The organism is Devosia sp. SD17-2, assembly GCF_029201565.1.
Lineage (GTDB): Bacteria > Pseudomonadota > Alphaproteobacteria > Rhizobiales > Devosiaceae > Devosia.
This window is the reverse complement of the sequence record NZ_CP104002.1, coordinates 998,412-1,025,060: the sequence shown is the minus strand read 5'-3', so window position 1 is coordinate 1,025,060 and position 26,649 is coordinate 998,412. Positions and strand designations below refer to the sequence as shown.

Below are 26,649 nucleotides of genomic sequence, written 5' to 3'. Positions count from 1 at the left end.
TCATGAGAGGCAAGCGCATTCTGATCACTGGCGGCGCCGGACTGATCGGCTCCCACATCGCCGACCTGGTCGCGCTCGAGGCGCCGGCCGAGATCGTCATCCTCGACAATTTCGTGCGCGGGCGCCTCGATAACCTCGAAACCGCCCGGCGCCTGGCCAATGTCACCATTGTCGAGGGCGACATCCGCGACACTGCCAAAGTCGCCGAGACCATGGCCGGCATCGACATTCTCTTCCACCAGGCCGCAATCCGCATCACCCAATGCGCCGAAGAACCGCGTCTTGCCCATGACGTTCTCGCCACCGGCACCTTCAACGTGCTCGAAGCCGCAGTGAACGCCGGCGTTCAAAAAGTCGTCGCCGCCTCCTCCGCCTCGGTGCTGGGCGCCGCCGACATTTACCCCACCACCGAAGAGCACCATTCCTACAACAACCGCACCATCTACGGCGCCGCCAAGGTCTATAACGAAGCCCTCTTGCGCAGTTTCAACGAGATGTACGGCCTCAAATACGTCGCCCTGCGCTATTTCAACGTCTATGGCCCGCGCATGGATGTGCACGGCGCCTATACCGAAGTGCTGATCCGCTGGATGGAGCGCATCGCCGCGGGCCTGCCCCCCATCATCATGGGCGATGGCACCCAGACCATGGATTTCGTCCATGTCCGGGATATTGCCCGCGCCAATATGCTGGCGGCCCAATCCGATATCAGCGACGAGGTTTTTAACGTCGCCAGCGGCAGCGAGATCAGCCTGCGCGACCTCGCACAGCTCCTGCTTGACGTAATGGGCTCCTCCCTGACGCCCATCCACGAGCCCGCCCGCAAGGTGAACCCCGTGCCCCGTCGCCTGGCCTCCACGGTGAAAGCCGCGCGCGATATCGGTTTTAGCACCCAGATCTCGCTCGAGGCCGGCATGGCCGATCTCGTCTCCTGGTGGCAGGCCAGCCGCATGACGCAACGGAGTGAAGTGGCATGAACAAGCCCATGCGCCAGCTCCCCGTCGCCCGGCCGGTCCTCGGCGAGGAAGAGGCCGTGGCCACGCGCCGCGTCATCCTCTCCGGCTGGGTCACCCAGGGACCGGAAGTCGCCCGGTTCGAGGAAGAATTCGCCACCTATGTCGGCGCCCCACATGCCTGCGCCGTCTCCAATTGCACGACGGCGCTGCACATGGCGCTGATCGCCATCGGCATCCAGCCGGGCGATGAGGTGATCACTGTCAGCCATTCCTTCATCGCCACGGCCAATGCCATCCGCTATTGCGGTGCCGTGCCGGTCTTTGTCGACATTGCCGAAAATAGCTTCAACATTGACCCCGAAAAGATCGCCGCCGCCATCACCCCGCGCACCAAAGCGATCCTCTGCGTCCACCAACTCGGCATGCCCTGCGATCTCGCCGCCATCATGGCCATCGCCGCCGAACGTGGTTTGAAGGTCATCGAGGACGCCGCCTGCGCTTCAGGCAGCGAGATCTTGGTCGACGGGAACTGGCAGCGCATCGGCCGCTCGCATGCCGACATCGCCTGCTTCTCCTTCCACCCGCGCAAAGTCATCACCACCGGCGACGGCGGCATGCTGACCACACGCAATCCCGAATACGACCGGCACTTCCGGCTCCTGCGCCAACACGCCATGAGCGTGCCGGACACCGTCCGCCACGGCGCGGCGAAAGTGATCTTCGAGAGCTACGAAACCCTCGGCTATAATTACCGCATGACCGACGTGCAGGCCGCCATCGGCCGCGTCCAGCTTTCGCGCCTGCCTGAAATCCTCTCCCGCCGCCGCTTTCTCGCCGCGCTCTACACCACCCGCCTCTCGGCCCTCGATGTCCAGCCGCCCGTCGAACCCGACTGGGCCCGCAGCAATTGGCAGAGCTATTGCGTGACCCTTCCGGAGGGCGCCGATCAGGTCCGCATCATGCAGGCCCTGCTCGATCGCAACATCTCCACCCGTCGCGGCGTCATGAACACCCATCTCGAGCCGGCCTATGCAGCGCCGGGCCTGTTCCGCACCGCCGGTGACCTCACGCGCTCCGAAAAAGCGCAAAACAATACGATCATCCTGCCGCTCTATGTGCAGATGAGCGATGACGACGTGCACTACGTCGTCGACGAGCTGGCGGCAACCCTCGCCGCCTGAGCCTGGACTCCGCGCCCAGGCGGGCCGCCGTTCCCCCCGAACGGCGGCCTTTTCTTATGCAGTTTCCGGTCGATAGCCGACAACGCGATAAATCAGCGGCCGCACTGGCGAGGGGATCCACTTTTCCGGAAAGATGCGGACAAGTTGGGAGAGCGACATCCAGCAGGCCACCGCTGTCACGCCCAATCCGATCAGAACACCTTCCAATCCCGGCAGATATTCAGCGGCGCCGAGCGCAACGACGACCTGCAAAAGGAACAAACTGGCGAGTTGAACATTCTCGGAAGACCAGACAAAGCCGGTCAGCCGCCCGACGAGGATATTGATTAACACGCCATGCCAAATATAGAGACCAGCAAAAGCAATGCCGGCCCCTTGAAGGCCCAGCGTGTCTATCAGGATATAGGCCAGCCCGACATGAACCGTCGTGGCGGCGACCTCGGTCCAGAAGAACATCGCCTGCTTGCCCTTGGCGAGGATCAGATACCCCATCGGCCAGGCCATCACCCGAAGCAGCATGCCCAGACACAGCCAGCGCAGGACCGGAACGGCGTCTGCGAAAGCGCTCGAGTAAAAGGCAATGATCACCAGCGGCGAGAGCGCGATGGTCGCCAGCAGCCCCGGACCGGCCAGCAGCATGCTGACGCGCGCCTGCTCGTTGACCAGCCTATTGGCAGCTGCATGGTCATTGGCGAGCCTCGACAGGCGCGGATAGAAATCGGTCCCCATCGCCTGGAGGATAAAGCCGACGTAGATGCCGCCCAGCGCCCACGCGGCCTGGTAATTGCCGGCAGCCTCCAATCCGTCGTGCTGCGTCACCAGAACGCGAATCGCCAGGGCGGCGCCGACCGTCAGTATGCCGCTCGCCATGAAAGCAAACCCCAGACCGAGCAAAACACGCGTCTCGGCACTGAAAGACGACCACCGCAGCTTCGCTCGCGGCAATTTGATCTGGCGAGCATACCAGATCGCCGCCAGCCAAGAGGTGAAGGCCATCGCGACCAGCGATAACACGACCCCGGCCTCACCGAGGAAATAGACAAGGACAATCGCCACCACAGTATTGAGAACGGCGCCCAGGACCGTCATGCGCGCCAGATCTCCCATGCGCCGGCTGCCCTGAATAAGGGCGAAGGGAGATCCGGCAATGATGCGCAGGAACAGGGCGGCACCAAGCAGCCCGATCGCGGGCGCATTGGCCTCCGTGCCGAAGGTCAGCACCGAGACGGGGCCTGCCAGGAGAAAGAGGAGCACCGCTCCGATGACCCCGAGCAGGATCGAAAGTCGAGAAATTGTCTGCGCCACCAAGGCGATGCGCGCCGTATCGGCCTCGGCCACGGCGATCGCTACCTGCCTGACTCCACTAGACTGCACACCCATGCCGGCGATGCCGGCACCCAGATCGAGGATGACATTATAAAGACCGAACAGACCAACGCCGGTTGGACCAAGCAACACCGCCAGGACTTTTATCCGCAAAATCGACAGCGCAATGCTGATCATTTGCGAGAGCCCGATAACCGACATCGACTTGATGATGTCGCCGTAGCGCCGGCTCTCCTCCCTCTGTTCGTCCCCTGCGGCACCCATGCGATCGCTCCGATACTGGTCTGGTCACAATGTTGCGGAGCCGTTCGATGGGGGCAATCAACCAAGCCGTGGCCTTTCGATGCGATTCTACATCGTCCTGGCTAAGCGCCTCGTCCGGCCCTTGGCCAAACCCGTGCCAGCTGGGACTTTTCCGCGCATTGCCGCGGAAAGGCACCGGCCGACCGCGCCCTTAGGGTGTAACCCATATGGTCTGCGGTCACCCCTCTTGACGGCGTTCTCTAAATCGAACGCAGCCAACCTTTTGAACTATTTTATGAAAACTTGATGCGAGTCACGCACGTGTCACGCCAACTGTGATCAGGTCGTCCGGTAAGTAAATCTACCGTTCAAATGAGGGATAAGATGGTCGAACCATCCAGCGTCGAAGAGTCAGGTGCATACGCTTTTTGGCAGAACACAACAATGCAAAGTACAGGAAAGTCGGGAATACTTATTCTCGGCGACACGGGCGTAGCATTCCAGAGCCTTCTCAGCTCAATGCAGAAATGTTTCCCGTCGGTCAAAATCGTCCTGTCCAGTCAGATACCAGATGATGACAGCGCAGAATTTGAACCGCGCCTCATTCTTATCGACGCCTTCGCCTTCCGCAGTGTCTCCACACTGATGGGCGAATGCCGCGAAAATTACCCGAATGCCCAGATTGCCCTCATGGTCGAGGGTGGCTGGAATGATGATCCTGCCTTGCGCGCTGTTGTAGCAGAACGCGCCATCCAGGGCCTCGTCCCGTTCAATCTGCCGATCAATGTCTGGCTTGCCACGATCTGGTTGCTTTTGAATGGCGGCGAATATTTCCCGCATGTGGTCTCGCCGCGCTCTGCTGCTCGGGGCTTCCTGTCCCGTCGCGGTCCAAGCAACGCATCCGATCCGCACGCGGACTCGGCAGGCGTACTGTCCTCTCGTGAGGCAGAAGTTCTCGAACTGATGTCCGACGGGCTGCAGAACAAGATCATCGCCTCGAAGATGGCCTTGTCCGAGCACACGGTCAAAGTCCACGTTCACAACATTATCCGCAAGTTGAAGGTGCACAACCGGACCCAGGCCGCAGCAGTGTTCCGCTCGCTCGACCGCCGTCCGCTCTACGACACCCCTTCGATTCGCACCTCTGCGTAAGTGTGGTACATTAGAAAGATGAAGTGGCGAGGACATATGTGACAGAAATATTGACAGAATTGATCACGCGCCGGGGGGCGTATCGGATCAAACCCCTTCTTTAATAATCTAAACGCGGGTCGTTAGGTTATGCGCGATATCAACAATAACACTACAAATGTAACTATAAGACTACTCGGTGACTGCAACGTCTTCGCTTCAGGGAAAATTGTCTACCCCACTTTCCACTTTCTGCGAATACTTTCTTATCTCATCATCGAGGGCCGAGGGCAGCCAATCTCTCGCAGACGCATAGCAAATCTGATTTGGTCCGAGGGAGCGTCGGAGCAAGTCAGTGCGGATGTGCGCCAGACCGTGGCCAGGATTCGGCGCTTTCAGCAGGAGCATGGCTTTCAGCTGCTGACCAGCGATGCCAATATGGTCTGGCTCACGGAGCAGGATGACGTCTACACAGACCTGATCGAGTTCCGTAGTCTCATTGCGACGCCCGGGCCCAAGGCTTGGGTCCGCCTCTGCGAGATTTACGGCGGCGACCTTCTGGGGGCCCATAAACCGGCCGGCCAGGGGTTCGAGGAATGGCTCGATCATCACCGGACCGCACTGCGTTTTGACTTCATAAACGCCATCTCGCAGGCCGTCCTGCCCACCAGCCTGCTCACCCATCAGGAGCGTCACTTCTGTGCGACGCGCCTCCTGGATGAGGACCCCTTCCACGAGGGCGCGCATCGCGCGCTCATGTATGAGGCGGCCCTCAATGGCGATTTCACGCTGCTGCGCCATGTCTACGAACAGTGCAGCAGCCTGCTCAATCGCGAGCTGGGCGTAAACCCGACCGCTGAAACGGTCGCCTTCTACAAGAGCCTGTTGAGCAGAGCCTCTGCGGTTTAATCAATCCCGCAGCCGGCTCAGCAGACGCTCGGCGATATAGTCCGCAATGGGAAGCGAGGAGGTCGCCGCGGGCGAGGGCGCATTGCACACATGCAGCATGCGCGCCGTCTCGAGGACGAGAAAATCCTGCACCATTGCGCCGTCGCGGCGCACTGCCTGGGCCCGTATGCCGGCCCGCATCGGCATGAGGTCGGCGATCTCCAGCTGGGGGCAATATTTGCGACAGGCAGCAAGATAGCGGCTGGCGAGCAGACTATTGCCCATCTCATCCAGTCCGGATTTGAGATTCTTGCGGATCAGCCTCCAGAGCCCGGGGAACCGCAGTTCGTCGGCCATGTCGCGCAGCGACACCGCCCCCTTGGCATAGCCTTCCCGCGCCAAGCCCAGCACTGCATTGGGCCCGAGACTGATACTGCCGTCGATCATCGGCGTCAGGTGAATGCCCAGAAATGGCAGGTCCGGATCGGGCACCGGATAGATCATGGCATGGACAAGCCCCTTCCGATGCGGCGGCAGCCGGTAATATTCGCCCCGGAACGGAACGATGGCGAAATCGACATCCATCCCGGCCATGCGCGCCACCCTGTCCGATTGTAACCCCGCACAGGCGATCAGCGCCGAGGTGGTCATGCTGAGATCACCAAGGTCGAGTTCCACCGTCGCCATGCGCTCGCGGATCGCCACCGGCGCCGTGCCCATGGCGATCTCCCCGCCCAGAACACGCACGTCCTCGGCCATCGCCGCCAGCACCGCCCCATAATTCACGATCGCCGAGGACGGCACATGCAGGCCCGCCAGCCCTTCAATGGCCGGCTCCCTCCGCGAAATCTCTGCCCCCGTCAGCGCCTCCACCGCAATGCCGTGGACCTGCGCCCTTCCCTCGAGCGCCCGCAGCCGCTCCACCTCGAGCGGCGAGGTCGCGACGATCAGCTTGCCGCGATCTTCAAAGGCAATGCCCTTGGCCTGGCAATATTCCTTGGTCCGCGCCATTCCGGCCCGACAGAGCTTCGCCTTGAGGCTTCCCGGCGCATAGTAGATCCCAGAATGGATCACACCGGAATTGCGCCCGGTCTGGTGGAGGCCAAGCTGATCTTCCTTTTCCAGCACGATGAGCTTCGCGCCCGGCCATGCCATGAGCAGCGCCCGGGCCGTTGCCAACCCGACAATGCCACCGCCGATGACACAGAGATCGTAATGCATGTCTGCGTCCTCAAACGAACCGCTTGTCCCAAGACTCCGGCAGTCGCCGGCCGGCGTCAATGCGCCTTGAGCAACACCATTTCGCTGGCAATCCTCTGGGCCACTTCCGTAGCGCTTTGCTGCCAGGAGGGCATGGCCCAGCTGAAGCGGCGCTCAAAGAGGGCAGAAACCAGCGGCGAGGCCACGGGCCGTTGCGCCGCCGCCTTGTAGTCATCGCCCGAAATCTCGGCCACGTCCGCCCAGGGACCGCCCACCGCCCGGCTCGCCGCAAACACATGTCGCGCCAGCCCGGCCCAGCTGGTGCTCCCCCGGCAGGTCAGGTGATAGAGCCCGTAATTGCGCTCATCGATCCGACCGGCGATGTGGAGGATGGCCTCGGCCACATCGAGCATCGAGGTTGGCGAGCCATAGCGGTCGCCAACCACATTGACCGTCTTCTTTGTCGTGGCGAGGTTGAGCATGGTGCGGATGAAATTGCCGCCATAGGGACTGTGCGCCCAGGCCGTCCGCAGGATGACGCTGTTCGGATTGGCCGCGCTCACCGCCAGCTCGCCTGCATATTTGGAAAGGCCATAGGCGCTCAGCGGCGACGCCGGATCGCCCTCGTCATAGGGTTTGGTCTTGTCCCCGGCAAAGACATAGTCGCTCGAAATATGGACCACGCTGGCCCCGACCCGCTCGGCTGCCGCCGCCAGCGCGCCCGCGCCGTCACAATTGATCGCAAAGGCCTCCGTGGGCTCGCTCTCGGCCTTGTCGACCGCCGTGTAGGCCGCCGCCGAGATCACCATCTCGGGCCGCACCTCTTCGAGCACCGGCAGCAGGGTCTCGGTCCGCATTAGGTCCAGCTCCGGTCGCCCGATGGCGATCAGCTCGATATCCCCGCGCAGCGCAGCCTTTTCCATCAGGCAGCGCGCCAGCTGCCCGCTCCTGCCGCTCACCAATATTCTCATGAGGCCAAAGCCTTGCCCCGCCGCGCCGTGGCCTCCCCGGAGTGCTGAAGCTCCCGCCACCAGCTGGCATTGGCCAGATACCAGTCCACAGTCTTGCCAAGACCGCTCTCCAGCGTCTCCACCGGTGTCCAGCCCAGCTCCCGCTCGATCTTGGATATATCCATGGCATAGCGCCGGTCATGCCCGGGCCGATCGGCTACAAAACTGATGAGATCGCCGTAAAGCGCGCCCTGCGCTCGCGGCACGCGCGCATCGAGCAGTGCGCAAATGGCCTCCACCATCTCGAGATTGGAGCATTCCGCCCTGCCCCCGATATTGTAGCTCTCGCCCACCGTGCCCCGCGCGCTCACCAGCGCCAGTGCCCGCGCATGATCCTCGACATAGAGCCAGTCACGCACATTGCTGCCCGTGCCATAGACCGGCAGCGGCTTCTCGGCGAGCGCACTGAGGATCATCAGCGGGATGAGCTTTTCGGGGAAATGATAGGGCCCGTAATTGTTCGAGCAATTGGTCAGCACCACCGGCAGGCCATAGGTGTGATGCCAGGCCCGCGCCAGATGGTCCGATGCGGCCTTCGATGCCGAATAGGGCGAGGACGGCGCATAGGGCGTCGTTTCCGAAAACAGGCTCCCGTCAAACGGCAGGTCACCAAAAACCTCGTCGGTCGAGATATGGTGGAAGCGGAATTCCTTCTGCCCCTCCGGCGAAAGCCCCTGCCAATAGGTCAGCGCCGCGTGCAGCAGCACATAGGTGCCCACCACATTGGTCTCGACGAATGTCCCCGGCCCATCGATCGAGCGGTCTACATGGGTTTCCGCCGCCAGATGCATGACATGGTCGATGTCGTGCTCGGCGAGCAGCCCGCTCACCAGTGCCCCATCGCAGATATCGCCGCGCACAAAGGTGAAATTGCGCCGCCCCTCGAGCCCAGCCAACGACGCCAGATTGCCGGCATAGGTCAGCTTGTCGAGCACGACCACGACATTGTCCGGATCCTCCATCAGATGCCGGCACACGGCCGAACCGATAAAGCCGGCGCCGCCGGTCACCAAAACCCTCATGCCTCTTCCTCCAGCACCTGCGTGAGATCGGACGCATCCAGCGTCGGCGCCAATCGGTCTTTTTCGGAAAGCTGCATCTCGGACGCATCGACCGGCCAGTCGATGGCGAGGCGCGGATCATCGAACCGCACCGCCCGCTCATGCTCGCGGCTATAGGGCCGCGACACCTTGTAGATCACCTCTGTGTCCGGCTCGAGCGTCACGAAACCATGGGCATAGCCCGCCGGCACCAGCAGCTGGTTCCACCGTTCCGCCGAAAGCTCCACACCCACCCAACGCCCGAACGTCGGCGACGCCGGATGAATGTCAGCGGCCACATCGAAGATCGACCCGCGCACCACCCGAACCAGCTTGGCCTGCGCAAACGGCCGCAATTGATAGTGCAGCCCCCGCATCACCCCGCGCTGGCGCGACACCGAATGATTGTCCTGCACGAATGTGGTCGTAATCCCATGCCGGGCAAAATCCTCGGCATTGAACACCTCGCAAAAACTGCCCCGTTCATCGCCATGCTTTTGCGGCTGGATTTCCAGCACACCGGCCAGCCCGGTCTGTCGTACCGAAATACTCACAGCGCCAGCTCCCCGATCCGCCGCTTGAGATAGGTGGCGTAGCGCGATCCTCCCAGCTGCCGCGCCCGTTCCATCGCCCGGTCGGCATCAAGCCAGCCGAGTTCGAGCCCGATCTCCTCAAGACAGGCGATCTGCATCCCCTGCCGCTGCTCGATCGTGCGCACGAACGACGCCGCGTCATGGAGGCTCTCATGCGTCCCCGTATCGAGCCAGGCATAGCCCCGCCCGAGCCGCGCGACATTGAGCAGGCCCCTTTGCAGATAGTCATTATTGACCGAGGTAATCTCGAGCTCCCCGCGCGCCGAGGGCTTTGTCGCCGCCGCCACTTCCACCACGTCATTGGGATAGAAATAGAGCCCGGTGACCGCCCAGTCCGACTCCGGAAACTCCGGCTTCTCGACAATGCGCGCGGCCTTGCCGGTGCACTGGTCAAAGGTCACCACGCCATAGCGCTGCGGATCATCCACCTGATAGGCAAAGATCGTGGCGCCATCCTGCCGCGCCGCCGCCGTCTTTGTGAGATCGGCCAGCCCGTCACCGAAATAAAGATTGTCCCCCAGGATCATCGCCACGGGATCGTCGCCGATAAACTCCCGCCCGATGATAAACGCCTCCGCCAACCCATTGGGCTGGGCCTGTTCGGCATAGGAAAGTGTGATCCCGAACGCGCTGCCATCGCCCAGCAGCGCCTCAAAACAGGGCAGATCCCGCGGCGTCGATATGATGAGGATTTCCCGGATCCCCGCCCGCATCAGCACGCTGAGCGGATAATAGACCATGGGCTTGTCGTAGATCGGCAGGATCTGTTTCGAGATCGCCAACGTCAGCGGATAAAGCCGCGTCCCGCTCCCCCCCGCCAGGATGATGCCCTTCACAACCGACCTCCCACACAGCACGAGCCTGCATGGGACCATCAGCGATCAAGACAAGAAATCGACCGTCCGGCCAAAACCCCATAGCCGTTAGAGCTATCAAGCGTTGGGGAAGGATGACCGCCCCCCCACCCAACCTCCCCCTGAAGAAGGGGGAGGAGCCACATCGTGTACGTGGCACGCTCAAGCCACACCCACCAGCCCAGTCCCTCCCCTTACCAGGGGGAGGCTAGGTGGGGTCAAGCAGTGCATTGGGGCCCGAACGCCCCGATCTAACGTCTAAAAACCCTACCCCACGACCTTCCCGCCCAGCATCGGCTGGGCCACACCTGTCGTGGTTGGGAAACTGATCGGCAGCCCGCGCACAACCCGCGCGGCCAGCAGCCCGAAGCACTCCGCTTCCACCGCATCGCCGCGCCAACCCACACTGTCGGCATTCACCGCCTCGACCCCGGCGCGTTCGCCAAGCATCTTCATCAGCGTCGGATTGTGCCGCCCGCCACCCGACACGATCAGCCGCGTCGGCCGGCTCGGCAACAGGTCCAGCGCCTTGCCCACGGCCCCGGCGGTGAACGCCGTCAACGTTGCCGCCCCGGTCGCATCATCGAGCCCGTCAGCCATGCTGGCCGGGAAATCGAACCGGTCGAGTGACTTTGGATAGGCCGCCGCGAGATATTTGTGCTCAAGCAGCTTTGCCAGCCGCTCCTCATCCACCGATCCGGTCGCCGCCAATGCGCCATCCCGGTCCATTTCCCCAAGCCCGCGCGCCTTCATGAAGTCGTTGATCGGGGCATTGGCCGGACCGGTGTCAAATGCCACCAGCACATCCTCGCCATCCCAATAGGTCACATTGGCCACGCCACCGAGATTGAGCACGGCCGTGTCCTTGGCCACGCCCAGTTTTCGCAGCAGCGCCCGGTGATAGGTGGCGGCCAGCGGCGCGCCCTGCCCGCCCGATTTCACATCGGCGCTGCGGAAATCATAGACCACCTTGGTGCCCAGCATCTCGGCCATCAGCGCCCCGTCGCCCAGCTGGCGCGTATCGCCGATCCGCCCCGGCTGCGGCGCGCGGTGCAACACCGTCTGGCCGTGGAACCCGACCACGCCGATATCGGCCATCGTCATGCCCGATGCCGCCACGAAATCCAGCACCGCCTGCGACTGTGCCTTGGTCAGTGCCGCTTCTGCCCGCGCAAAAATCTCCGGCTCCGGCCCCTCGAAATTCCACGCCCGCGCCGCCGCCAGCGTCTCTTCGAGCAGCGCGCGCACCTCGGCATTGTAGGGGGCCAGCGTATAGGGCCCGAACTCGGCGATGGTCTCGCCATCGGTCTTGAGCATGGCAATGTCGATATTGCCGTCGAGCACGGTGCCGGTCATCAGGCCGATGGTCCAGATCGGTTCCATGGCAGAAATCCTTATTTGGCGTTGATGCAGTCGCTGACAGCGCGACGCAGGGCAAAGATGCCGCTATCGAAATGGCGGGTGGGGTGAACGCGATTGGTGAGCAGCGTCCACGAGTGGCCGCGCTCGAAATCGATCCAGAGCCCGGTCCCGGTAAAGCCGGTGTGGCCGATTGTTGCTTTGGAAGCGAGCTCGCCCCCCGACCACCCCTCATAGGGCCGCTCCCAGCCATGCGTCCGGCGGCCAAACACCGGCGTGCGCATCAGCTCGACCGCCTTGGCAAAGTCTCCGGTGGCGGTCAGCGCGTCATGGCCGAAATCGAGCACAGCCGAAACGGTACCGAAGAGCCCGGCATGGCCAGCCCCCTGCAGCGCCGAGCAGTTCTCGTCATGCACTTCCCCGCAGAGCACTCGACCCCGCCAGGCGCAATATTCGGTGGCCGCGGCCGTGTCAGGCGCCGCGCCCCAGGCAAAGCCATCCCGTGGCGCGATATTGCGGATGCTCGTGCCCGCCAGCCGCTCAATGGCAATGCCGAGCAGGATATAATTGATATCCGAATAGACCGATGGCCCCGCCGGCCAGTCCCGCTGCAGCACGAAATGCCGCAAGAGGTTGGGGTCGCTCCCATAGGTATAGAGCGGAAACACCCCCGGAAACGGCGTCTGGTGCCCGAGGCACTGCCGGAAGGTGATTTTGCGCTGCCAATTGTCAGCATTGTACTGCGCAAAGTCCGGAATGACCGAAGTCAGCGGCGCATCAAGATCAATCGTGCCCGCATTGGCCAGCTCGAGAATTTTCGGCGTCGTGAACAGCACCTTGGTCAGCGAGGCGAGGTCAAACCAAATGTCTTCGCTGATCGGGCGCGACGCCGGCACTTTCTGCGCCTCGCCAATGGCGCGCACCATCCGATTGCCCGCGCCATCGACATGGCCGAGCACGCCGCCGGGGATTTTTCCGGCAGCGACGGCATCGGCCAGAAGGCTAAAGGCCCTGTCAAACTTGTCGTGCATCAGCTTTCCGCCCTTGCCAGATGATCCTCACCCACCTCGACCCAGCTGGCGAGCTTTGGCTCGTATCCCTTCGGACGGATCAGCGAGGGCACGGCCGTGGTGTCGACATCATAGCGCTGCCGCCGCCGCTCCATGCCCGGCACGGCTGCGATCAGCCGCTTGGTATAGGAATGGTGCGGCCGCGCTAGCACTGCCTCGGCTGCCCCGATCTCCACCACCTGCCCGGCATACATCACCGCCACGCGGTGCGCGATGCGCTCCACCACGGCCATGTCGTGCGAGATGAAGAGATAGGCGAGACCAAATTCGTGTTGCAGATCAATCAGAAGATCGAGCACACGCGCCTGCACCGACACGTCCAGCGCCGACACCGCCTCGTCCAGCACCACCACATCCGGGTTCAGCATCAGCGCCCGCGCAATGCAGAGGCGCTGCCGCTGCCCGCCCGAAAACTGGTGCGGGTAGCGCTCCAGCACATCGGCCGAAAGCCCCACGCGCTCGAGCAGGAACACCATGCGTTCGCGCAATTTGTCGTCCACGCGCTGCCCCGCCGCGATCGCCGGCTCGGCCATCAGGCTTTCGACATTGAGCCGCGGGTTGAGCGAAGCAAACGGGTCCTGGAACACCATCTGCACCGGCCGGTTGGACTTGCCAGGCGCGGTTTCAATCTTGCCGCGGGTCGCCTCGACCAGCCCGAGAATAGCCCGCGCGGTCGTCGATTTCCCCGAGCCGCTTTCGCCAACAATGGCAAGGGTTTCCCCGGCCACCAGATCGAAATCCACCCCTTCAACGGCGTGGATCGCGCCCTTGTTCTTGGCGAAAAACCCGCTGCCCGTTGGGAAGCGCACGGTCAAATTCTCGACCGCCACTACCGGCTTGCGCTCGCCTGCCGGCTGGTCCCGCCGGATTGAGGTGCCGCCATCAAAATGCGGCACTGCGTTGAGCAGATGCCTGGTGTACTCATGCTGCGGATTGTCGAGTACTTCGTCCGTAGGCCCCTGCTCCACGGCCAGCCCATGCTGCATCACCATGATCTGGTCCGCGATGCCGGCGACGAGCCCCATGTCATGGGTGATGAAGATCATCGCCATGTTGAGTTCGGTCTTGAGCTCGGCCAGCAGCGCCATGATCTGGGCCTGCACCGTCACATCGAGCGCCGTGGTCGGCTCGTCAGCGATCAGCAGACGCGGATTTCCGGCCAGCGCCATGGCGATCATCACGCGTTGGCGCATGCCGCCCGAAAGCTGGTGCGGATAATATTTCAAGCGCTCCGCCGCGTCGGGAATACGCACGCGCTCCAGCGCTTCCTGCGCCGCCTTCTTGGCCGCCGCACCTTCGAGCCCGCGGTTGAGCCGGAAGGCTTCCTCGATCTGCTGCCCGATGGTGTGCACCGGATTGAGCGAGGTCATCGGCTCCTGGAAGATCATGGCGATCTCGCTACCGCGAATGCCCGTGAGCACATCTTCGCCCGCAGCGATGAGGTCGAGCACCGACCCATCCGCGCGTTGCAGATCCATCGACCCGCCAACAATCCGGCCACCGCCGAAATCGACAAGCCGGTTGATCGACAGCGACGTCACCGATTTGCCCGAACCGCTCTCGCCCACAATGGCAAGGGTTTCACCCGCCTTGAGCTCGAAACTAACACCCTTGACCACCGGGTTTTCGGCCGCCGATTTACCGAAGCCGACCTTAAGGTCCCGTACAGAGAGAAGCGAAGTCATGATGCTCTCCCCTGGCTCTTGGGATCGAGAATATCGCGCAAGGCGTCTCCGAAGAGGTTGAAGCCCAGAATACCGAGCATGATGGTGAGGCCCGGGAAGGCCAGGAGCCACGGCGCCTGCTGCATCAGATTGCGTGCCTCGCTCATCATCAGTCCCAGCGAGGGTGCCGGGGGCTGCGTGCCGAGGCCAAGGAAGCTCAGGCCCGCTTCGGTAAGAAGGGCCCAGGCCAGCGCCAAGGTCACTTGCACGGTTAGCGGCGCGACGAGATTGAGCAGCAGATGCCGGCTCATGATGTAGCGCTGCGAGCTGCCAAAAGTGCGCGCCGCGTCAACAAAATCACGGCGCTTGAGCGACAGCGTCGGCCCCCGCACCACGCGCGCAAAGATCGGCGTATAGACCGAGGCAATGGCAACCACACTGGTCATGGTCCCCGGCCCGACAATGGCGATGATCAGCAGCGCCAGGAGGATTGCCGGAAACGCCAGCAGCACGTCCATCGAGCGCATGAAGACGCCATCGAGCCACCCGCCCCACCATCCGGCGAGAAGGCCAATGATGGTCCCAAGCAGCGTCGCCAGCCCCACCGAGGCAAAGGCGATGACGAAGGACTGCCCGATACCGGCCATGAGACGGCTCGCCGTATCGCGCCCAAAGAGGTCGGTGCCCATGAGATAGGTCTCATTGGGCGGCTTCAGCCGATCGACGCGAAATTGCTGGATCGGATCATGCGGCGTGAAGCCGAAAGAACCGCAGACCGCCAGGATGAGATAGACGAGGATAATAGCCGCGCCGATACGGCCGGTCGGATGGGCCGCGATGGCCTTGAGAATGCGCATCAGCGGGCTCCCAGACGAATACGGGGATCGAGCGCCGCATAGGCAAGGTCGACCAAGAGGTTCACCACAAGGAAGTTGAAGGCGATAAAGAGCACGCACCCCTGCACCAGCGCATAGTCACGCTGGCCGATGGCTTCGAGCGTGAGGCGCCCCAGCCCCGGCAGGGCAAAGATCTGCTCGACGATGACAGCGCCACCAAGGAGATAGCCGAATTCGACGCCGCTCAGCGTCACCACGGGAATAAGCGCATTGGGCAGCGCATGGCGCCAGATCACATTCCGCTTGGGCACGCCCTTGGCGCGCGCCGTGCGGATATAGTCGTCGCTCAGGACATCGAGCATGGCCGAGCGCGAAATGCGCGTCACCGAGGCGGCAAAGGCAAAGCCCAGCGTAACGGCGGGGAAAATCAGCTGCGCCAGATTGGCCATTGGATCGACCCAGAAGGGCACGAAGCTGCCCATGGTCGGGATGTAGCCAAAATAGACCGAGAGCACATAGATGATGACGAGGCCGACGACAAAGCCCGGCGTCGACTGGCCCAGCATGGCAAAGATGCGCACCACCACGTCGGTGGATTTTTCGGCCCGCGTCGCGGCCAGCACACCGGCCGGAATGCCGATCGCCAGCGCGATCACCATGGACATCAGCGCCATCTGCAGCGTCAGCGGAAAGCGCTCGAGAATAATGGTCATGACCGAACGGCCATGCGTCACCGATATGCCGAGATCACCCTGCACCACACCCGCCAGCCAGCGGCCATACTGGACGATAACCGGCTGATCGATACCGAAATACACCGCCAGCGCCTGGCGCTGGGCCGGCGTCAGCAGACCGGACTCGGTGCCCAGCATCGCGGTAATGGCGTCGCCGGGGATCATGCGGATGGAAAAGAACACCAGCAGCGACACGCCGATCAGGATCAGCGGAAATGTCAGCAGCCGTCGCGCCAGATAGTTCATGGCCTAAGGTCCCTGGATGAAAGAAGTGAAAAGGCCGACCTCGGGCAGGAGGAGGCGGGCCGCAAGGCCCGCCCCAAGATCGGAAATTACTGACCGAGCGTCACCTTGGTGAGGCCAAACAGCGTGCCGGTTGCCGACGGCTCGAAGCCCGACAGGGTCTTGAGCTGAGCGGTGTAGGTGTTGGAGGTCGAGAGCCACACCCACGGAGCAAGCTCGGTGATGCGCTGTTCGAACTTGGCGAAGATTTCCTTGCGCTTGGCGAGGTCGGTCTCGACACGGCCCTGCTGGAGCAGGCTATCGATCTCGTCGTCAGCAAAGTTGGAAACCTTCTGAAGGTTGCCTTCCTTGGTGAAGTAGCGGTTGTACATCGGGTACGGATCCGCGCGACCACCGTTCTGGGCAACTGCCATGTCGAAATCGCCAGCCAGCCAGCGGTCGACATAGACGGACAATTCCATCAGTTCGATCTCGAGCTTGACGCCGATCTCAGCCAGCTGGCTCTGCAGCACCTGGGCTTCAGCCGAAGCAACCGGGGGCTCGCCGGTGGCGGCGATCACCTTGGCGGTGAAGCCGTCAACGCCGGATTCAGCCATCAGGGCCTTGGCCTTTTCGATGTCCTGCTCGTAGCAGAACAGCGTCGAGGGATCGACGGCATAGGCCGGCATGGTCAGCGGGCCCGTCACCTTGCCTTCACCGACGAGAGCGGTGTCGAGCACGTCCTGGCGGTCAACGGCGCAGGAAATCGCCTGACGAACCTTGAGGTTGTCCATCGGCGCGCGGGCCGGGTTGAGCTGCAGCACGTTATAGGCAAGGCCCGGAACGGCGTTGAGCTGCAGGTTCGCTTCGTTCGGAACCAGCGTTGCCACCAGCGGATCATTGATCAGCGCGAAATCGGTCTGGCCAGCGCGCAGCGAAGCCAGGATTGCGGTCTCGTCGGGCAGGACCGAGATGGTGATGCCGTCATAGGCGATCTCGCCGCCAGCCCAGTTCGGGTTGACGCTCAGCACTTCGCGGGAGTTTGGCTCCCAGCTGTCGAGCACGAACGGGCCCGAGCCCAGCGTCGTGGTCGCAATCGAGCCTTCGGCAATTGCCTTGGCCGGCAGGATGGCAGCGTTGATCGAAGCCATAGCCACCAGGATCGGCGCGTCCGGCTGCGACAGGGTAAACACCACGGTTGCCGGATCGGTCACTTCGATCGAGGAGATCGAGAGGAAGTTCGAGCGGGCGACAGCGGCAGTCGCTTCGTCGAGCAGGCGCTCGAACGAGGCCTTCACGTCCTCGGCAGTCACCTGTGCGCCGTCGCTGAACTTGGCGTTCGGATCGAGCTTGAAGGTCAGCGTCAGGCCGTCGTCGGAGAACGTCCAGCTCTCGGCAATGGCCGGAACCACGTCCAGCGCGGCATCGTGGCGAACCAGCGGCTCATAGATGAGCTCGAGCAGGCGCAGCGACGAAAAGGCCGGCTGGGTGTGCGGGTCAAGACCAGCGGCGTCCTGCGCCCAGGCCATCCGCAGATTTGCGGCCTGTGCCGGCAGCACGACGCCGACACTGGCCACGAGGGCAGCGGTCAGACCGGCGAGCACAGTCCGGGAAAACTTGAAAGTCATGTCATCTCCCTTTGAGGTGCGATCTCTGTGCGCCAGCGTGCACCTCGATTGTCCTGGCGCAGCCGGAGAAAACCACCCGGCCATTGAGCCGAGCTTAGGAGGCTTCTCCCAGCCTTGTCGAGAGTGGTATCACAATGGACTGGATTTGATAGTAGATTGGCTGCGGCCAAGGCGACCAATCTACAGCTTCATGGCCTGTCGAACGCCCCTGAGACGAATTGCCCCGCCTGCGGCTCGCCGCGTTCGACGGGTTTTCCGTCGGCCGTGTAATTGACGAAGAATGCAGGAAGCCCCTCGCCATCGGTGAGGTCTGTCGTCGTCTGCAGATGAAGGTGCAGATGCGGCTCGGAGGTATTGCCGCTATTGCCGCACCGTCCCAGTTCCTGCCCGGTCGTCACCTCATCGCCGACCTCAAGCGAAATGCTGCCCTCCCGCATGTGCCCGAGGAAGGCAAACTCGCTGTTCCCAAGGTCGATGACCACGTGGTTTCCGGCCGGATTGGCCGCATCGGTCTCCCCGATCGGATTGTCAGGCAGGTCAGACACCACCGCGACAAGTGTTCCTTTTCCCGGCGACAGGATCGGTTCGTCCCAGCAATAATAGTTTTCGAGTACGCTCGCCTCGCCCGCGTGCGTCTTGCCATCCCGCATGATCAGCGCGTCCATGGCGAAACGCTGTTCGCGGTTGGCAGCATGATAATTGGCTTCGAGCGTTCGTCCGCCCCAGACGACGAACCACTCGCCTTTGAACGGCAGGGAAAGCTCGGCCTTGGTCTCGTAGTCGAGATACTCGCTCTCGGCCAGCTGGGGCTCTGGCTGGACGAGAAAGCCGTCTATCTCGCCCTCCGGCGCAATGGCGAGCTGGATGATCAGCGGCGTCTCCGACAGCGACCAGCGGGACACCCGCGTATAGACCGAGAGCGCGCCACTGGGCGCCACATTTTCGCTCAGCACCTCCAGCTCTTCCCCGAAGCTGGTGGTCACCCCGATCTGAAACTGCTCGAGCCCGGCCAGCCCACCGAACACCTCCTGCATGGAGGCGGACATGTCGTCCCAAAGCTCGGGCAATGCGCCCGAGACAAACGCCTCCGCCGCCGCCTGCCCCTGCTCCAGGGCCGGCTGCTGCCCGATAGCGGGAGCGACACTCATCATGGCAAAGATTATTGGCAGCAATCGCATCGGCTGGATCTCCCTGTCGCCCCTACCCTCAGGGGCCAAAGTGACCGGGATGTGACCGCGCGCCAAGCGGAGATGGTCGTGGCCCCAGGGGGCCACAACCAGGATCGAAAAAGACTTACTTCCCGCCCATCGCCGCTTCATCGCAATAAACGATGACATGGGCATGGTTGTGCAGGGCGGACGCCGGGCAATCAAGGCTCGGTTCGGCGCGGAACGCCTTGTCCAGCGCCTCAGCCTTGTTGGCGCCGATCGCCACGAGGACGATTTCCTTGGCCTGCATGATCGTGCCGACGCCCATGGTCACAGCCTGCGGCGGCGGCACTTCGCCTTCCGGGAAGTCCGATGTGTTGGCCGCAATGGTCGATGGAGTCAGGTCGACGATCCGCGTGTGGCTGTCGAAGGGCGAACCCGGCTCGTTAAAACCGATATGGCCGTTCTGGCCGATCCCGAGCAGCTGCAGGTCGATACCGCCGCGCGCCGCAATGGCGGCTTCATAGTCGCGACAAGCTTGTTCGATGTCGCCTTCGACACCCGGCAGGTGGCCGCTATGTGCCGGCAGATCGATCTGGCTGAACAGATGCTCTTCCATATAGCTACGGAACGAAGCCGGATGCCCCGCTGGCAGGCCGATATATTCGTCGAGATTGAAGCTCTCCACCGCGGCGAACGAGAGTCCGCCCTGGCGATAAAGCGCGATCAGCTCGGCATAGATGGAGATGAAGGTCTTGCCGGTGGCCAGACCAAGCGTCACCGAGGGATTGGCCTTCACCGTGTCGGCGATATGCTGTGCGACTGCGCTGGCCACGGCCTGCGCCGAGCCGAATACCCGAAACTCTGGAGTGTTCATGCTGAGATCCGTAAACTTCCTGTGCCGCCCGACGCCTGGACGGACTTGCTACCAACCGCAATGGCCGCTGCGAGGCATTCCCTGCCGTCCGCGCCATTGAGCCAGGCGTTCAAGAACCCGGCATTGAATGCGTCACCCGCGCCGGTGGTGTCTATGACCGTTACTGCCGGAGAAGGCAAATAAAGGGTCTCGCCGTCCACCGCCAAATGGGCGCCATCGCCACCGCACTTCACGGCCACGATAGGGAAGTGCCTGGCCAGCACCGCCAGGGCCCGCGCCGGATCGCTCTCGCCGGTCAGCGCATGCGCTTCCTCCTGATTGGGCAGGAAAATATCGGCTCCAGCGCAGCGCTCGAAGAACTGCGGATCGCGGATCAGCTGGTCGTCCCAGCTGGGATCGATGGAGACGCTCAGCCCGTGCCGCTTTGCCGCGGCAATGGCATCAGGCATTTCGTGGAGCGTCGCATATTCGGCGATATGGAGGTGCCCCGCCTCGCTCCAGGCAAGACTTTCCTCAAAACTGGCCGGACGCGCATGTCCGGCGCGCTTCGATAGAAACGCCCTGTCACTCTCGCCCACCATGACCACGGTCAGCTGCGGCCCGGCCGTCTCGTGCTTGTCGAGAAACCGCAGATCGAGCCCCAGCGTCTCGATCGTCTCCTCAACGCTGCGCGACAGCCCATCCGTGCCAAAGCACGCGACAGGTGCCGCCGCTCGGCCGATCCCGACGAGATGGGCCGCCGTGATCAGCGCCCCGCCGCCCGGAGTGACCTCGAACTCCTCGGAAAATACCTCGCGGCCCATTTGCGGCAGGCCGTCGAGCCCGCGGAACACGAGGTCGCAATAAATCCGTCCGAGGCTGAGAACAGCCCCGGCTTTAGGGGAGAAAGTCATGCGCGGCCCAGGGCCTTTTCGGTGGCGGCATCAAAGAGATAAAGCGAACCGGCCTCTGCCTTGATCGACACCGTGCTGCCGACCGCCGGCACCACGCGGCCCGGCGCGGTCGCAATGATCAGGCTGTCGCCCAGCTTGACGTGCACCAGCGTTTCCGAGCCCAGCGGCTCGACCGCCTCAACCTCGCCGCGCGCACTCAGACCCGAGCCGCCAACGTCCTCGGTCACCACCAGGTCATGCGGACGAATGCCGACCAGCACCTTGTTCGCCTGTGACGGCAGGGTCAGCCCCGAAACCGTGGCACCCTCGACATTGAGGACGCCCGAGGCCACCGTCCCGGCCACCATGTTCATCGACGGGCTGCCGATGAAGCGCGCGGTGAACACATCCTGCGGATTTTCGTAGAGATCGGTCGGCGTGCCGACCTGCAGGATGTGCCCATCCTTCATCACCACGATCTTGTCGGCCATGGTCATGGCTTCCACCTGATCATGGGTCACATAGACGATCGTAGTGCCCAGCCGGCGATGGAGGCTCTTGATCTCCATGCGCATCTGGCTGCGCAGCTGTGCGTCGAGGTTGGACAGCGGCTCGTCAAACAGGAACGCCACCGGGTCGCGCACCATGGCGCGGCCAATGGCAACGCGCTGGCGCTGGCCGCCGGAAAGCGCCGCCGGACGACGATCGAGCAGCTTTTCGAGCCCAAGGATCTTGCCCGTCTCGGCAATACGCTTCTGCTTTTCTTCCTTGGTCAGCTTGGACGTATAGAGCCCGAAGCCGATGTTCTGCCCCACGGTCATGTGCGGGTAGATGGCGTAGTTCTGGAACACCATGGCGATGTTGCGCTGCTTGGGCTCGCGCTGGTTCACCACTTCGTCGCCGATCAGCAGCTGCCCGCCCGAGATATCCTCTAGGCCAGCAATCATGCGCAGCGTGGTCGACTTGCCGCAGCCCGAAGGGCCCACGAACACGACGAATTCGCCATCTTCAATCTTGAGGTCAATGCCATGCACGGCGCGGGTCTTGCCGTATTCCTTGACCAGTCCCTTGAGTTCGATCGAGGCCATTATGCGGCTCCCTTCAATGCGTTGAAGCGCTCGTTGAGCGTGCGCGCGGCCTCAGCCTGGCGGCGCAAAAATGTCTGGTGTCTGGCGGAAAGCTCTTCTGCCTGTGCCTTGTAGCCGGCGATCGCCGCGTTCAGCGGCTCCGGTGCCGGCCCGCCATAGCGGCTGCGGACGGCAACGAAATATTCCGGCGACACGATCTCGGCAAAGGCTGCCGCATCGAGCTTGGTCTCGCGCCCGGTTGCGTGCTGGAACGCTGCCTTGAACGTCTCAAAACCGTCGCGCGCCAGATCGCCCTGTTTGGCCACCACGGCCTTGGCGACGGCCGCAGCAATCTCGTGCCCTTCGCGGAAGGACAACCCTTCCCGCCGCACCAGGCTATCGGCCAGCTCGGTGATGGTGATGCACGACCGCGAGATATTTTCCCGCACCCGGTCCGGATTGATCCGGATCTGCGCCACCAGCGCCGCCAGCAGATCGAGCACGCGATAGGCGCTGGCAAAGGCTCCATAGCCCATGGCCTGCGTCTCGCCCTCGCTGTCGTTCATGTCGGTGAACGGCGTGTTGTGTATCACCGTCAGCATGGCCTGCGCCCGCCCGACGGTCTGGCTCGACAGATGCCGCAAATGCTCGATCGGCACCGGATTGCGCTTTTGCGGCATGATCGAGGAGATCTGCACGAGGCTGTTGGGCACATAGATCTGCCCCACCTCAAAGCTCGTCCACACCTGGAAATCCTGAATGACCCGCCCCAGGTGGAGGAACATCAATTCGATCGCCGAATAGGTCGAGGTGATGTAGTCCACCCCGGCAATGCAGGAATAGGAATTCTGCAGCGGCGCGGCAAAGCCGAGCAGATCTGCCACGCGCTGCCGATCAATCGGGAACCCCGACGTGGTGATCGCAGCCGCGCCCATCGGCGACAGATCGAGAATGCCATAGGCTTCAAACAGCCGTTCGATATCCCGTCCGACAAATTCCACCACCGCCGAGAGATAATGCCCGAACGTCGTCGGCTGGGCCGGTTGGCCATGGGTGTAGGCCACGATCAACGTCGCCTTTTCCCGCTCCGCCGCCGCGATTAGCGCGCCATGCAGCGCCAGCGCCTTTTCGAGCAGCACATTCATCCGCTCGCGCAGTCCGAGCTTGAACAGCGTGTGGTCGATATCATTGCGCGACCGCGAGGTGTGCAGCCGCCCGCCGAGGTCCGGCCCGACGCGCTTTTTCAGCTCCTTCTCGATGAGGAAGAAGAAGTCCTCCACCTCACCGGTATAGACGAGCGTTGTCGGGTCAATCTCGGCATCAATGCTGTCGAGCGCCTTGGCGATATCGCGGGACTGTTCGCCATCGAGAATGCCGGTTTCCGCCAGCATCACCAGATGCGCCCGGTCGATGGCCCGAAAACCCGCGACATGGTGGTCCTTGGCGCCATCAAACAGCGGCGCCAGAACGGTTTCTTTGTAGACCGGATCGGGGAAGACCGAAGCGTCGGTTAGGCGTGGATCACTCATCGCTTAGCCCTTCAGACCGGCCAGCATCACACCGCGAACGATGTAGCGCTGCAGCACGAGGAAGACGAGGAGCGTCGGGATCGTGCCGATCGCCGCACCGGTCATGATCAGCTCCCACTGGATCGACGCTTCCGCCGAGAAAGAGGAGATGCCCACCGGCAGCGTATAAAGCTCCTTGGAGGTGGTCACGATCAGCGGCCAGAAGAACGCCGTCCAATTGCCGAGGAAGGTGAAAATCGCCAGCGCCGAGATCGCCGGCACCACCATGGGCATGGCGATCTTCCACCATATGGTGAATTCGTTCAGCCCATCGACGCGCGCCGCCTCGAGGAAGTCGTTCGGCACACCCTCGAAGAACTGCTTCATCAGGAACGTCCCGAAGGCGGTCATCATGCCGGGGAACATGATGCCCCAATAGCTGTCCAGCCAACCGAGCTGGCTGCTCATCAGATACCACGGGATCACCAGCATTTCGGTGGGGATCATCAGCGTCGAGAGAATGGCGAGGAAGATGAAATAGCGGCCGCGGAATTCGAACTTGGCCAGCGTATAGCCGACGATACTGTCGAAAAACACGTTCGACGCCGTCACCGTCAGCGCGATGAAGGTCGAGTTGAAGAACCACTGCATGAAGCGGCCGTCCCCCAACACCTTGAAGTAGTTATCAAGCGTCGGCGCGGCGGGGATCAGCTTGAGGTCATAGACCTGCGCCGAGGTTTTCAGCGAGGTCGAGAACATGAACAGGAGCGGCGTGATCATGATGAGCCCGCCGATCAGCAGCAGCGTCCAGGTGATGATCCGCCCCGGGCGAATGTCACGGCGATTGGCTGCCAGCTCCGGAGTTGAGGTGGTCGCGGTCATTTCTTTTCCCTCAACACATAGAGCTGGAGCAGGGACACGATGAGCAGGATGGTGAACAGCACCACGGTCTGCGCGGCGGCATAGCCCATCTGATAGGACGAGAACGCAGTCTGATAGATCATGAGCACCAGCGGCTTGGTCGCATTGAGCGGCCCACCCGGATCATTGGTGGTCATGTTGTAGACCTGGTCGAAAATGCGGAGGAACCCGATGGACGAGAACACCACGAGGAAGACCGTCGTCGGCTTCAGAAGCGGAATGGTGATCTTGCGCAGGATGGCGCTTTCGCCGAGCCCGTCGATCCGCGCCGCCTCATAGAAGGTGCCGGGGATGGCGCGCAGGCCGGCCATGAAAATGATGATCTGGAACCCCAGGCCCGCCCAGATTGCCGGGATCAGGATCGAGATCAGCGCCTGGTCCACCGAGCGGAGGAACGGCTGCTGGGCGATACCGACCGAGCTCAGCACCCCATTGATCACCCCGATCGGAACCGGCTGGTAGAACCAGCGCCACACCCAGCCCATGGCCGCGGCCGTGGTCAGGAAAGGCAGGAAATAGAGGGCGCGGATAAAGCCGTGCATGAAGCGGACGCGATCGAGATAGAAGGCGATCACGAACGAAATGACGAGGCTCAGCGGCGTACCGATGATGAGATAGAGGAAGGTGTTGTTGAACACTTTCCAGAACACCGGGTCGGCGAACATTTTCTGGTAGTTCGCAAAGCCGATGAATTGGGCGGGGCGCAGCAGGTCCCAGTTGGTCAGCGACAGCCAGAACGCCTGGAACGTCGGATAAAACCGGATCACCGCGTAAAAAAGAATGGGCAGGGCAAGGAAGGTCCAGGCCCAGATGACACGCTTGGTGCCAATATTCAGCCGGTCCCAGAAGCGAACAGGGCCTGCTTGTGGAGTTGCGTTCACCGACGCCATTTTCGCTCCTGCACGTTTAGCCGGGGCTCCAGTGGGAGCCCTGGCGATTGATCCCGCTAGTCGCCCCGGCCGAAGCCGGAGCAACCAATATCGGGGCGCTCTCTGTTACTGGCGGCCGGCGTCGATGATTGCCTGCTCGGCCTGAGCGGCCTGGGCGAGGGAATCTTCGATGGACTGACCTTCGAGCAGGACGCGATTGACCATGTCGATCGACGTCTGGCGCTGCCCAGCTTCATCATAGAAACGCGTGGTGTGGGCGTATTCGAGACCCTTGAGGAACGGCCCGAGGATCGGGTCGGCCAGATTGGCGTCGGTCAGCGCAACGTCGCGGCGGGCCGGAAGCTCGCCAACAGTCTCGAGCCAGATTTCCATCGCCTCGGGCGAGGAAATGTACTTGAGGAACTTCTGTGCCGCTTCGAGCTCTTCGCCCTCCGCGGTCGCGCCGATACCATTGGCGAAATAGCTCGAATAGTTCGAACGCATGCCATCGGCATCAGCCGGCAGCTCGACCACACCCCATTCAAACGGGTTGCCGGCAAAGGCGCCGAGACGGAACGTGCCGTCGATGGTCATGGCGGCAAGACCGGCGCGGAACGCTGCCTGACCCTCATCCATGAAGCCGACGAGACCAACCTTCTGCTCGGTCTGGAGGTCCGTGTAGAACTTCAGCGCTGCGGCACCGGCCGCATCATTGTAGGCCACATTGCCTTCGGCATCATAAGGCACGCCGCCATTCTGGCGCACGAGAGCCTCGCGCCACCAGTGGTGGTCCTGGCCGGCCATGTCGAGCGTGATGCCTGCGGTGGTGATATTGCCGCCGCCATCGCGCTTGGTGGTCGCCTCGGCAGCCGCGAGCAGCTCCTCGAGATTGGTCGGCGGCTCGATACCGGCTTCGGCAAACAGCGCCTTGTTGTAGAACAGGGCGAGCGAACGCACTGCGGTCGGCAGACCATAATAGTCATCGCCGCGCTTCATCGCCGAGACGATGGGGAAAAAGTCGGCTTCGATCTCGGCGTGCGGGAACACAGCCGGATCCAGCGGCTGGATCAGCCCGCCGTTCACGAACTGATCGGTCCAGCCGTAGAACAGCTGCACCACGTCCGGACCCTGGCCGGCAACCTTGGCCGCGACGACGCGGGTCTGGTAGTCCGCATAGGGGAAGGTCGTGTGCTTGACGGTGATGTCCGGATTGGCTGCCTCGAAATTCTCGATCAGCTTGTCCATGGCCTGGATGCGGCTGTCGAAAACATACTGCCAATATTCAATCTCGACGGCCTGAGCCGCGCCCATTGCCAGGAAGCTGACGCCGGCGACGAGCCCGGCCAATTTTGCCTTGGTGAGCATTCTTTTCCTCCGTATGGCCGCCGAACCCTGCGACAGCCCTCTCTCCGAGCCTGAGGCGGACTCCCGCCTAGCTGGCCTTAGCGTCGA

At 62.6% G+C, this 26,649-nt stretch carries 24 protein-coding genes; 4 read left to right on the top strand and 20 right to left on the bottom strand.

The window, feature by feature from the left end:
- The first annotated feature begins 2 nt into the window (after nucleotides 1-2).
- Both NYQ88_RS05115 and NYQ88_RS05110 read left to right on the top strand, forming a co-directional pair.
- Nucleotides 3-977 carry an NAD-dependent epimerase/dehydratase family protein gene (locus NYQ88_RS05115; protein WP_275653876.1) on the top strand — a complete coding sequence of 325 codons (975 nt, stop codon included), beginning with the start codon at nucleotides 3-5 and terminating at the stop codon, nucleotides 975-977.
- Nucleotides 974-2,137 (top strand): DegT/DnrJ/EryC1/StrS family aminotransferase, encoded by a 1,164-nt coding sequence (locus NYQ88_RS05110; protein ID WP_275653875.1) that lies wholly within the window; start codon nucleotides 974-976, stop codon nucleotides 2,135-2,137. Before NYQ88_RS05115 ends, NYQ88_RS05110 begins: the two co-directional genes overlap by 4 nt.
- Before the next feature lie 54 nt (nucleotides 2,138-2,191).
- On the opposite strand, the gene NYQ88_RS05105 is transcribed toward NYQ88_RS05110, so the two are convergent.
- Nucleotides 2,192-3,727 (bottom strand): O-antigen translocase, encoded by a 1,536-nt coding sequence (locus NYQ88_RS05105; protein WP_275653874.1) that lies wholly within the window; start codon nucleotides 3,725-3,727, stop codon nucleotides 2,192-2,194.
- A 363-nt stretch (nucleotides 3,728-4,090) separates the two neighbouring features.
- Between NYQ88_RS05105 and NYQ88_RS05100 the strand changes: the two genes are divergently transcribed.
- Both NYQ88_RS05100 and NYQ88_RS05095 read left to right on the top strand, forming a co-directional pair.
- Entirely contained in the window at nucleotides 4,091-4,858 is a 768-nt protein-coding gene (locus NYQ88_RS05100; RefSeq protein WP_275653873.1) for a response regulator transcription factor, read from the top strand.
- Between the two features lie 354 nt (nucleotides 4,859-5,212).
- Nucleotides 5,213-5,746 (top strand): bacterial transcriptional activator domain-containing protein, encoded by a 534-nt coding sequence (locus tag NYQ88_RS05095; RefSeq protein WP_275653872.1) that lies wholly within the window; start codon nucleotides 5,213-5,215, stop codon nucleotides 5,744-5,746.
- Here the strand turns inward: NYQ88_RS05095 and lhgO are convergent, their stop codons facing one another.
- The 19 genes from lhgO to NYQ88_RS05000 all read right to left on the bottom strand — a co-directional run bounded on the left by lhgO (nucleotide 5,747) and on the right by NYQ88_RS05000 (nucleotide 26,562).
- Nucleotides 5,747-6,946: an L-2-hydroxyglutarate oxidase gene (gene lhgO, locus NYQ88_RS05090; RefSeq protein WP_275653871.1), complete on the bottom strand. Its 1,200-nt coding sequence runs from the start codon at nucleotides 6,944-6,946 to the stop codon at nucleotides 5,747-5,749.
- Nucleotides 6,947-7,002: 56 nt separating this feature from the next.
- Nucleotides 7,003-7,884, bottom strand: a complete 882-nt coding sequence (gene rfbD, locus NYQ88_RS05085; RefSeq protein WP_275653870.1) for a dTDP-4-dehydrorhamnose reductase — start codon at nucleotides 7,882-7,884, stop codon at nucleotides 7,003-7,005.
- Between the two features lie 8 nt (nucleotides 7,885-7,892).
- Nucleotides 7,893-8,957 carry a dTDP-glucose 4,6-dehydratase gene (rfbB, locus tag NYQ88_RS05080; protein ID WP_275653869.1) on the bottom strand — a complete coding sequence of 355 codons (1,065 nt, stop codon included), beginning with the start codon at nucleotides 8,955-8,957 and terminating at the stop codon, nucleotides 7,893-7,895.
- Nucleotides 8,954-9,523, bottom strand: coding sequence for a dTDP-4-dehydrorhamnose 3,5-epimerase (rfbC, locus tag NYQ88_RS05075; protein ID WP_275654849.1), 570 nt, complete (start codon nucleotides 9,521-9,523; stop codon nucleotides 8,954-8,956). The genes rfbB and rfbC overlap by 4 nt, the downstream gene beginning before the upstream one ends.
- Nucleotides 9,524-9,525: 2 nt before the next feature.
- On the bottom strand, nucleotides 9,526-10,404 hold the full coding sequence (rfbA, locus tag NYQ88_RS05070; protein ID WP_275653868.1) for a glucose-1-phosphate thymidylyltransferase RfbA: 879 nt from the start codon (nucleotides 10,402-10,404) through the stop codon (nucleotides 9,526-9,528).
- Nucleotides 10,405-10,689: 285 nt separating this feature from the next.
- The gene (locus NYQ88_RS05065; protein ID WP_275653867.1) at nucleotides 10,690-11,805 is read right to left on the bottom strand and encodes an anhydro-N-acetylmuramic acid kinase; all 1,116 of its coding nucleotides are present in this window, start codon (nucleotides 11,803-11,805) and stop codon (nucleotides 10,690-10,692) included.
- 11 nt (nucleotides 11,806-11,816) lie between these two features.
- Entirely contained in the window at nucleotides 11,817-12,812 is a 996-nt protein-coding gene (locus NYQ88_RS05060; protein ID WP_275653866.1) for a serine hydrolase domain-containing protein, read from the bottom strand.
- A complete protein-coding gene (locus NYQ88_RS05055) occupies nucleotides 12,812-14,536 on the bottom strand; it encodes an ABC transporter ATP-binding protein (protein ID WP_275653865.1) in 1,725 nt (574 codons plus the stop codon). Before NYQ88_RS05055 ends, NYQ88_RS05060 begins: the two co-directional genes overlap by 1 nt.
- Entirely contained in the window at nucleotides 14,533-15,372 is an 840-nt protein-coding gene (locus NYQ88_RS05050; RefSeq protein ID WP_275653864.1) for an ABC transporter permease, read from the bottom strand. The genes NYQ88_RS05055 and NYQ88_RS05050 overlap by 4 nt, the downstream gene beginning before the upstream one ends.
- A complete protein-coding gene (locus NYQ88_RS05045) occupies nucleotides 15,372-16,331 on the bottom strand; it encodes an ABC transporter permease (RefSeq protein ID WP_275653863.1) in 960 nt (319 codons plus the stop codon). Before NYQ88_RS05045 ends, NYQ88_RS05050 begins: the two co-directional genes overlap by 1 nt.
- An 86-nt stretch (nucleotides 16,332-16,417) precedes the next feature.
- On the bottom strand, nucleotides 16,418-17,935 hold the full coding sequence (locus NYQ88_RS05040; RefSeq protein ID WP_275653862.1) for an ABC transporter substrate-binding protein: 1,518 nt from the start codon (nucleotides 17,933-17,935) through the stop codon (nucleotides 16,418-16,420).
- A 188-nt stretch (nucleotides 17,936-18,123) separates the two neighbouring features.
- Entirely contained in the window at nucleotides 18,124-19,113 is a 990-nt protein-coding gene (locus tag NYQ88_RS05035) for a M23 family metallopeptidase (RefSeq protein WP_275653861.1), read from the bottom strand.
- Nucleotides 19,114-19,228: 115 nt separating this feature from the next.
- On the bottom strand, nucleotides 19,229-19,960 hold the full coding sequence (locus NYQ88_RS05030) for a glucosamine-6-phosphate deaminase (RefSeq protein ID WP_275653860.1): 732 nt from the start codon (nucleotides 19,958-19,960) through the stop codon (nucleotides 19,229-19,231).
- The gene (locus tag NYQ88_RS05025; RefSeq protein ID WP_275653859.1) at nucleotides 19,957-20,853 is read right to left on the bottom strand and encodes a PfkB family carbohydrate kinase; all 897 of its coding nucleotides are present in this window, start codon (nucleotides 20,851-20,853) and stop codon (nucleotides 19,957-19,959) included. The genes NYQ88_RS05030 and NYQ88_RS05025 overlap by 4 nt, the downstream gene beginning before the upstream one ends.
- A complete protein-coding gene (gene ugpC / locus NYQ88_RS05020) occupies nucleotides 20,850-21,920 on the bottom strand; it encodes a sn-glycerol-3-phosphate ABC transporter ATP-binding protein UgpC (protein ID WP_275653858.1) in 1,071 nt (356 codons plus the stop codon). Before ugpC ends, NYQ88_RS05025 begins: the two co-directional genes overlap by 4 nt.
- Nucleotides 21,920-23,428, bottom strand: a complete 1,509-nt coding sequence (gene argH, locus NYQ88_RS05015; RefSeq protein ID WP_275653857.1) for an argininosuccinate lyase — start codon at nucleotides 23,426-23,428, stop codon at nucleotides 21,920-21,922. The genes ugpC and argH overlap by 1 nt, the downstream gene beginning before the upstream one ends.
- A gap of 3 nt (nucleotides 23,429-23,431) precedes the next feature.
- Entirely contained in the window at nucleotides 23,432-24,289 is an 858-nt protein-coding gene (locus tag NYQ88_RS05010) for a carbohydrate ABC transporter permease (protein ID WP_275653856.1), read from the bottom strand.
- A complete protein-coding gene (locus tag NYQ88_RS05005) occupies nucleotides 24,286-25,218 on the bottom strand; it encodes a sugar ABC transporter permease (protein WP_275653855.1) in 933 nt (310 codons plus the stop codon). Before NYQ88_RS05005 ends, NYQ88_RS05010 begins: the two co-directional genes overlap by 4 nt.
- A gap of 105 nt (nucleotides 25,219-25,323) precedes the next feature.
- Nucleotides 25,324-26,562, bottom strand: a complete 1,239-nt coding sequence (locus NYQ88_RS05000; RefSeq protein ID WP_275653854.1) for an extracellular solute-binding protein — start codon at nucleotides 26,560-26,562, stop codon at nucleotides 25,324-25,326.
- Between the last annotated feature and the right edge of the window lie 87 nt (nucleotides 26,563-26,649).

Coding starts and splice junctions, on each gene's coding strand:
- NYQ88_RS05115 (WP_275653876.1), top strand. CDS start 3: ATGAGAGGCAAGCGCATTCTGATCACTGGCGGCGCCGGACTGATCGGC.
- NYQ88_RS05110 (WP_275653875.1), top strand. CDS start 974: ATGAACAAGCCCATGCGCCAGCTCCCCGTCGCCCGGCCGGTCCTCGGC.
- NYQ88_RS05105 (WP_275653874.1), bottom strand. CDS start 3,727: ATGGGTGCCGCAGGGGACGAACAGAGGGAGGAGAGCCGGCGCTACGGC.
- NYQ88_RS05100 (WP_275653873.1), top strand. CDS start 4,091: ATGGTCGAACCATCCAGCGTCGAAGAGTCAGGTGCATACGCTTTTTGG.
- lhgO (WP_275653871.1), bottom strand. CDS start 6,946: ATGCATTACGATCTCTGTGTCATCGGCGGTGGCATTGTCGGGTTGGCA.
- rfbB (WP_275653869.1), bottom strand. CDS start 8,957: ATGAGGGTTTTGGTGACCGGCGGCGCCGGCTTTATCGGTTCGGCCGTG.
- NYQ88_RS05065 (WP_275653867.1), bottom strand. CDS start 11,805: ATGGAACCGATCTGGACCATCGGCCTGATGACCGGCACCGTGCTCGAC.
- NYQ88_RS05060 (WP_275653866.1), bottom strand. CDS start 12,812: ATGCACGACAAGTTTGACAGGGCCTTTAGCCTTCTGGCCGATGCCGTC.
- NYQ88_RS05055 (WP_275653865.1), bottom strand. CDS start 14,536: ATGACTTCGCTTCTCTCTGTACGGGACCTTAAGGTCGGCTTCGGTAAA.
- NYQ88_RS05050 (WP_275653864.1), bottom strand. CDS start 15,372: ATGCGCATTCTCAAGGCCATCGCGGCCCATCCGACCGGCCGTATCGGC.
- NYQ88_RS05045 (WP_275653863.1), bottom strand. CDS start 16,331: ATGAACTATCTGGCGCGACGGCTGCTGACATTTCCGCTGATCCTGATC.
- NYQ88_RS05040 (WP_275653862.1), bottom strand. CDS start 17,935: ATGACTTTCAAGTTTTCCCGGACTGTGCTCGCCGGTCTGACCGCTGCC.
- NYQ88_RS05035 (WP_275653861.1), bottom strand. CDS start 19,113: ATGCGATTGCTGCCAATAATCTTTGCCATGATGAGTGTCGCTCCCGCT.
- NYQ88_RS05030 (WP_275653860.1), bottom strand. CDS start 19,960: ATGAACACTCCAGAGTTTCGGGTATTCGGCTCGGCGCAGGCCGTGGCC.
- NYQ88_RS05025 (WP_275653859.1), bottom strand. CDS start 20,853: ATGACTTTCTCCCCTAAAGCCGGGGCTGTTCTCAGCCTCGGACGGATT.
- ugpC (WP_275653858.1), bottom strand. CDS start 21,920: ATGGCCTCGATCGAACTCAAGGGACTGGTCAAGGAATACGGCAAGACC.
- argH (WP_275653857.1), bottom strand. CDS start 23,428: ATGAGTGATCCACGCCTAACCGACGCTTCGGTCTTCCCCGATCCGGTC.
- NYQ88_RS05010 (WP_275653856.1), bottom strand. CDS start 24,289: ATGACCGCGACCACCTCAACTCCGGAGCTGGCAGCCAATCGCCGTGAC.
- NYQ88_RS05005 (WP_275653855.1), bottom strand. CDS start 25,218: ATGGCGTCGGTGAACGCAACTCCACAAGCAGGCCCTGTTCGCTTCTGG.
- NYQ88_RS05000 (WP_275653854.1), bottom strand. CDS start 26,562: ATGCTCACCAAGGCAAAATTGGCCGGGCTCGTCGCCGGCGTCAGCTTC.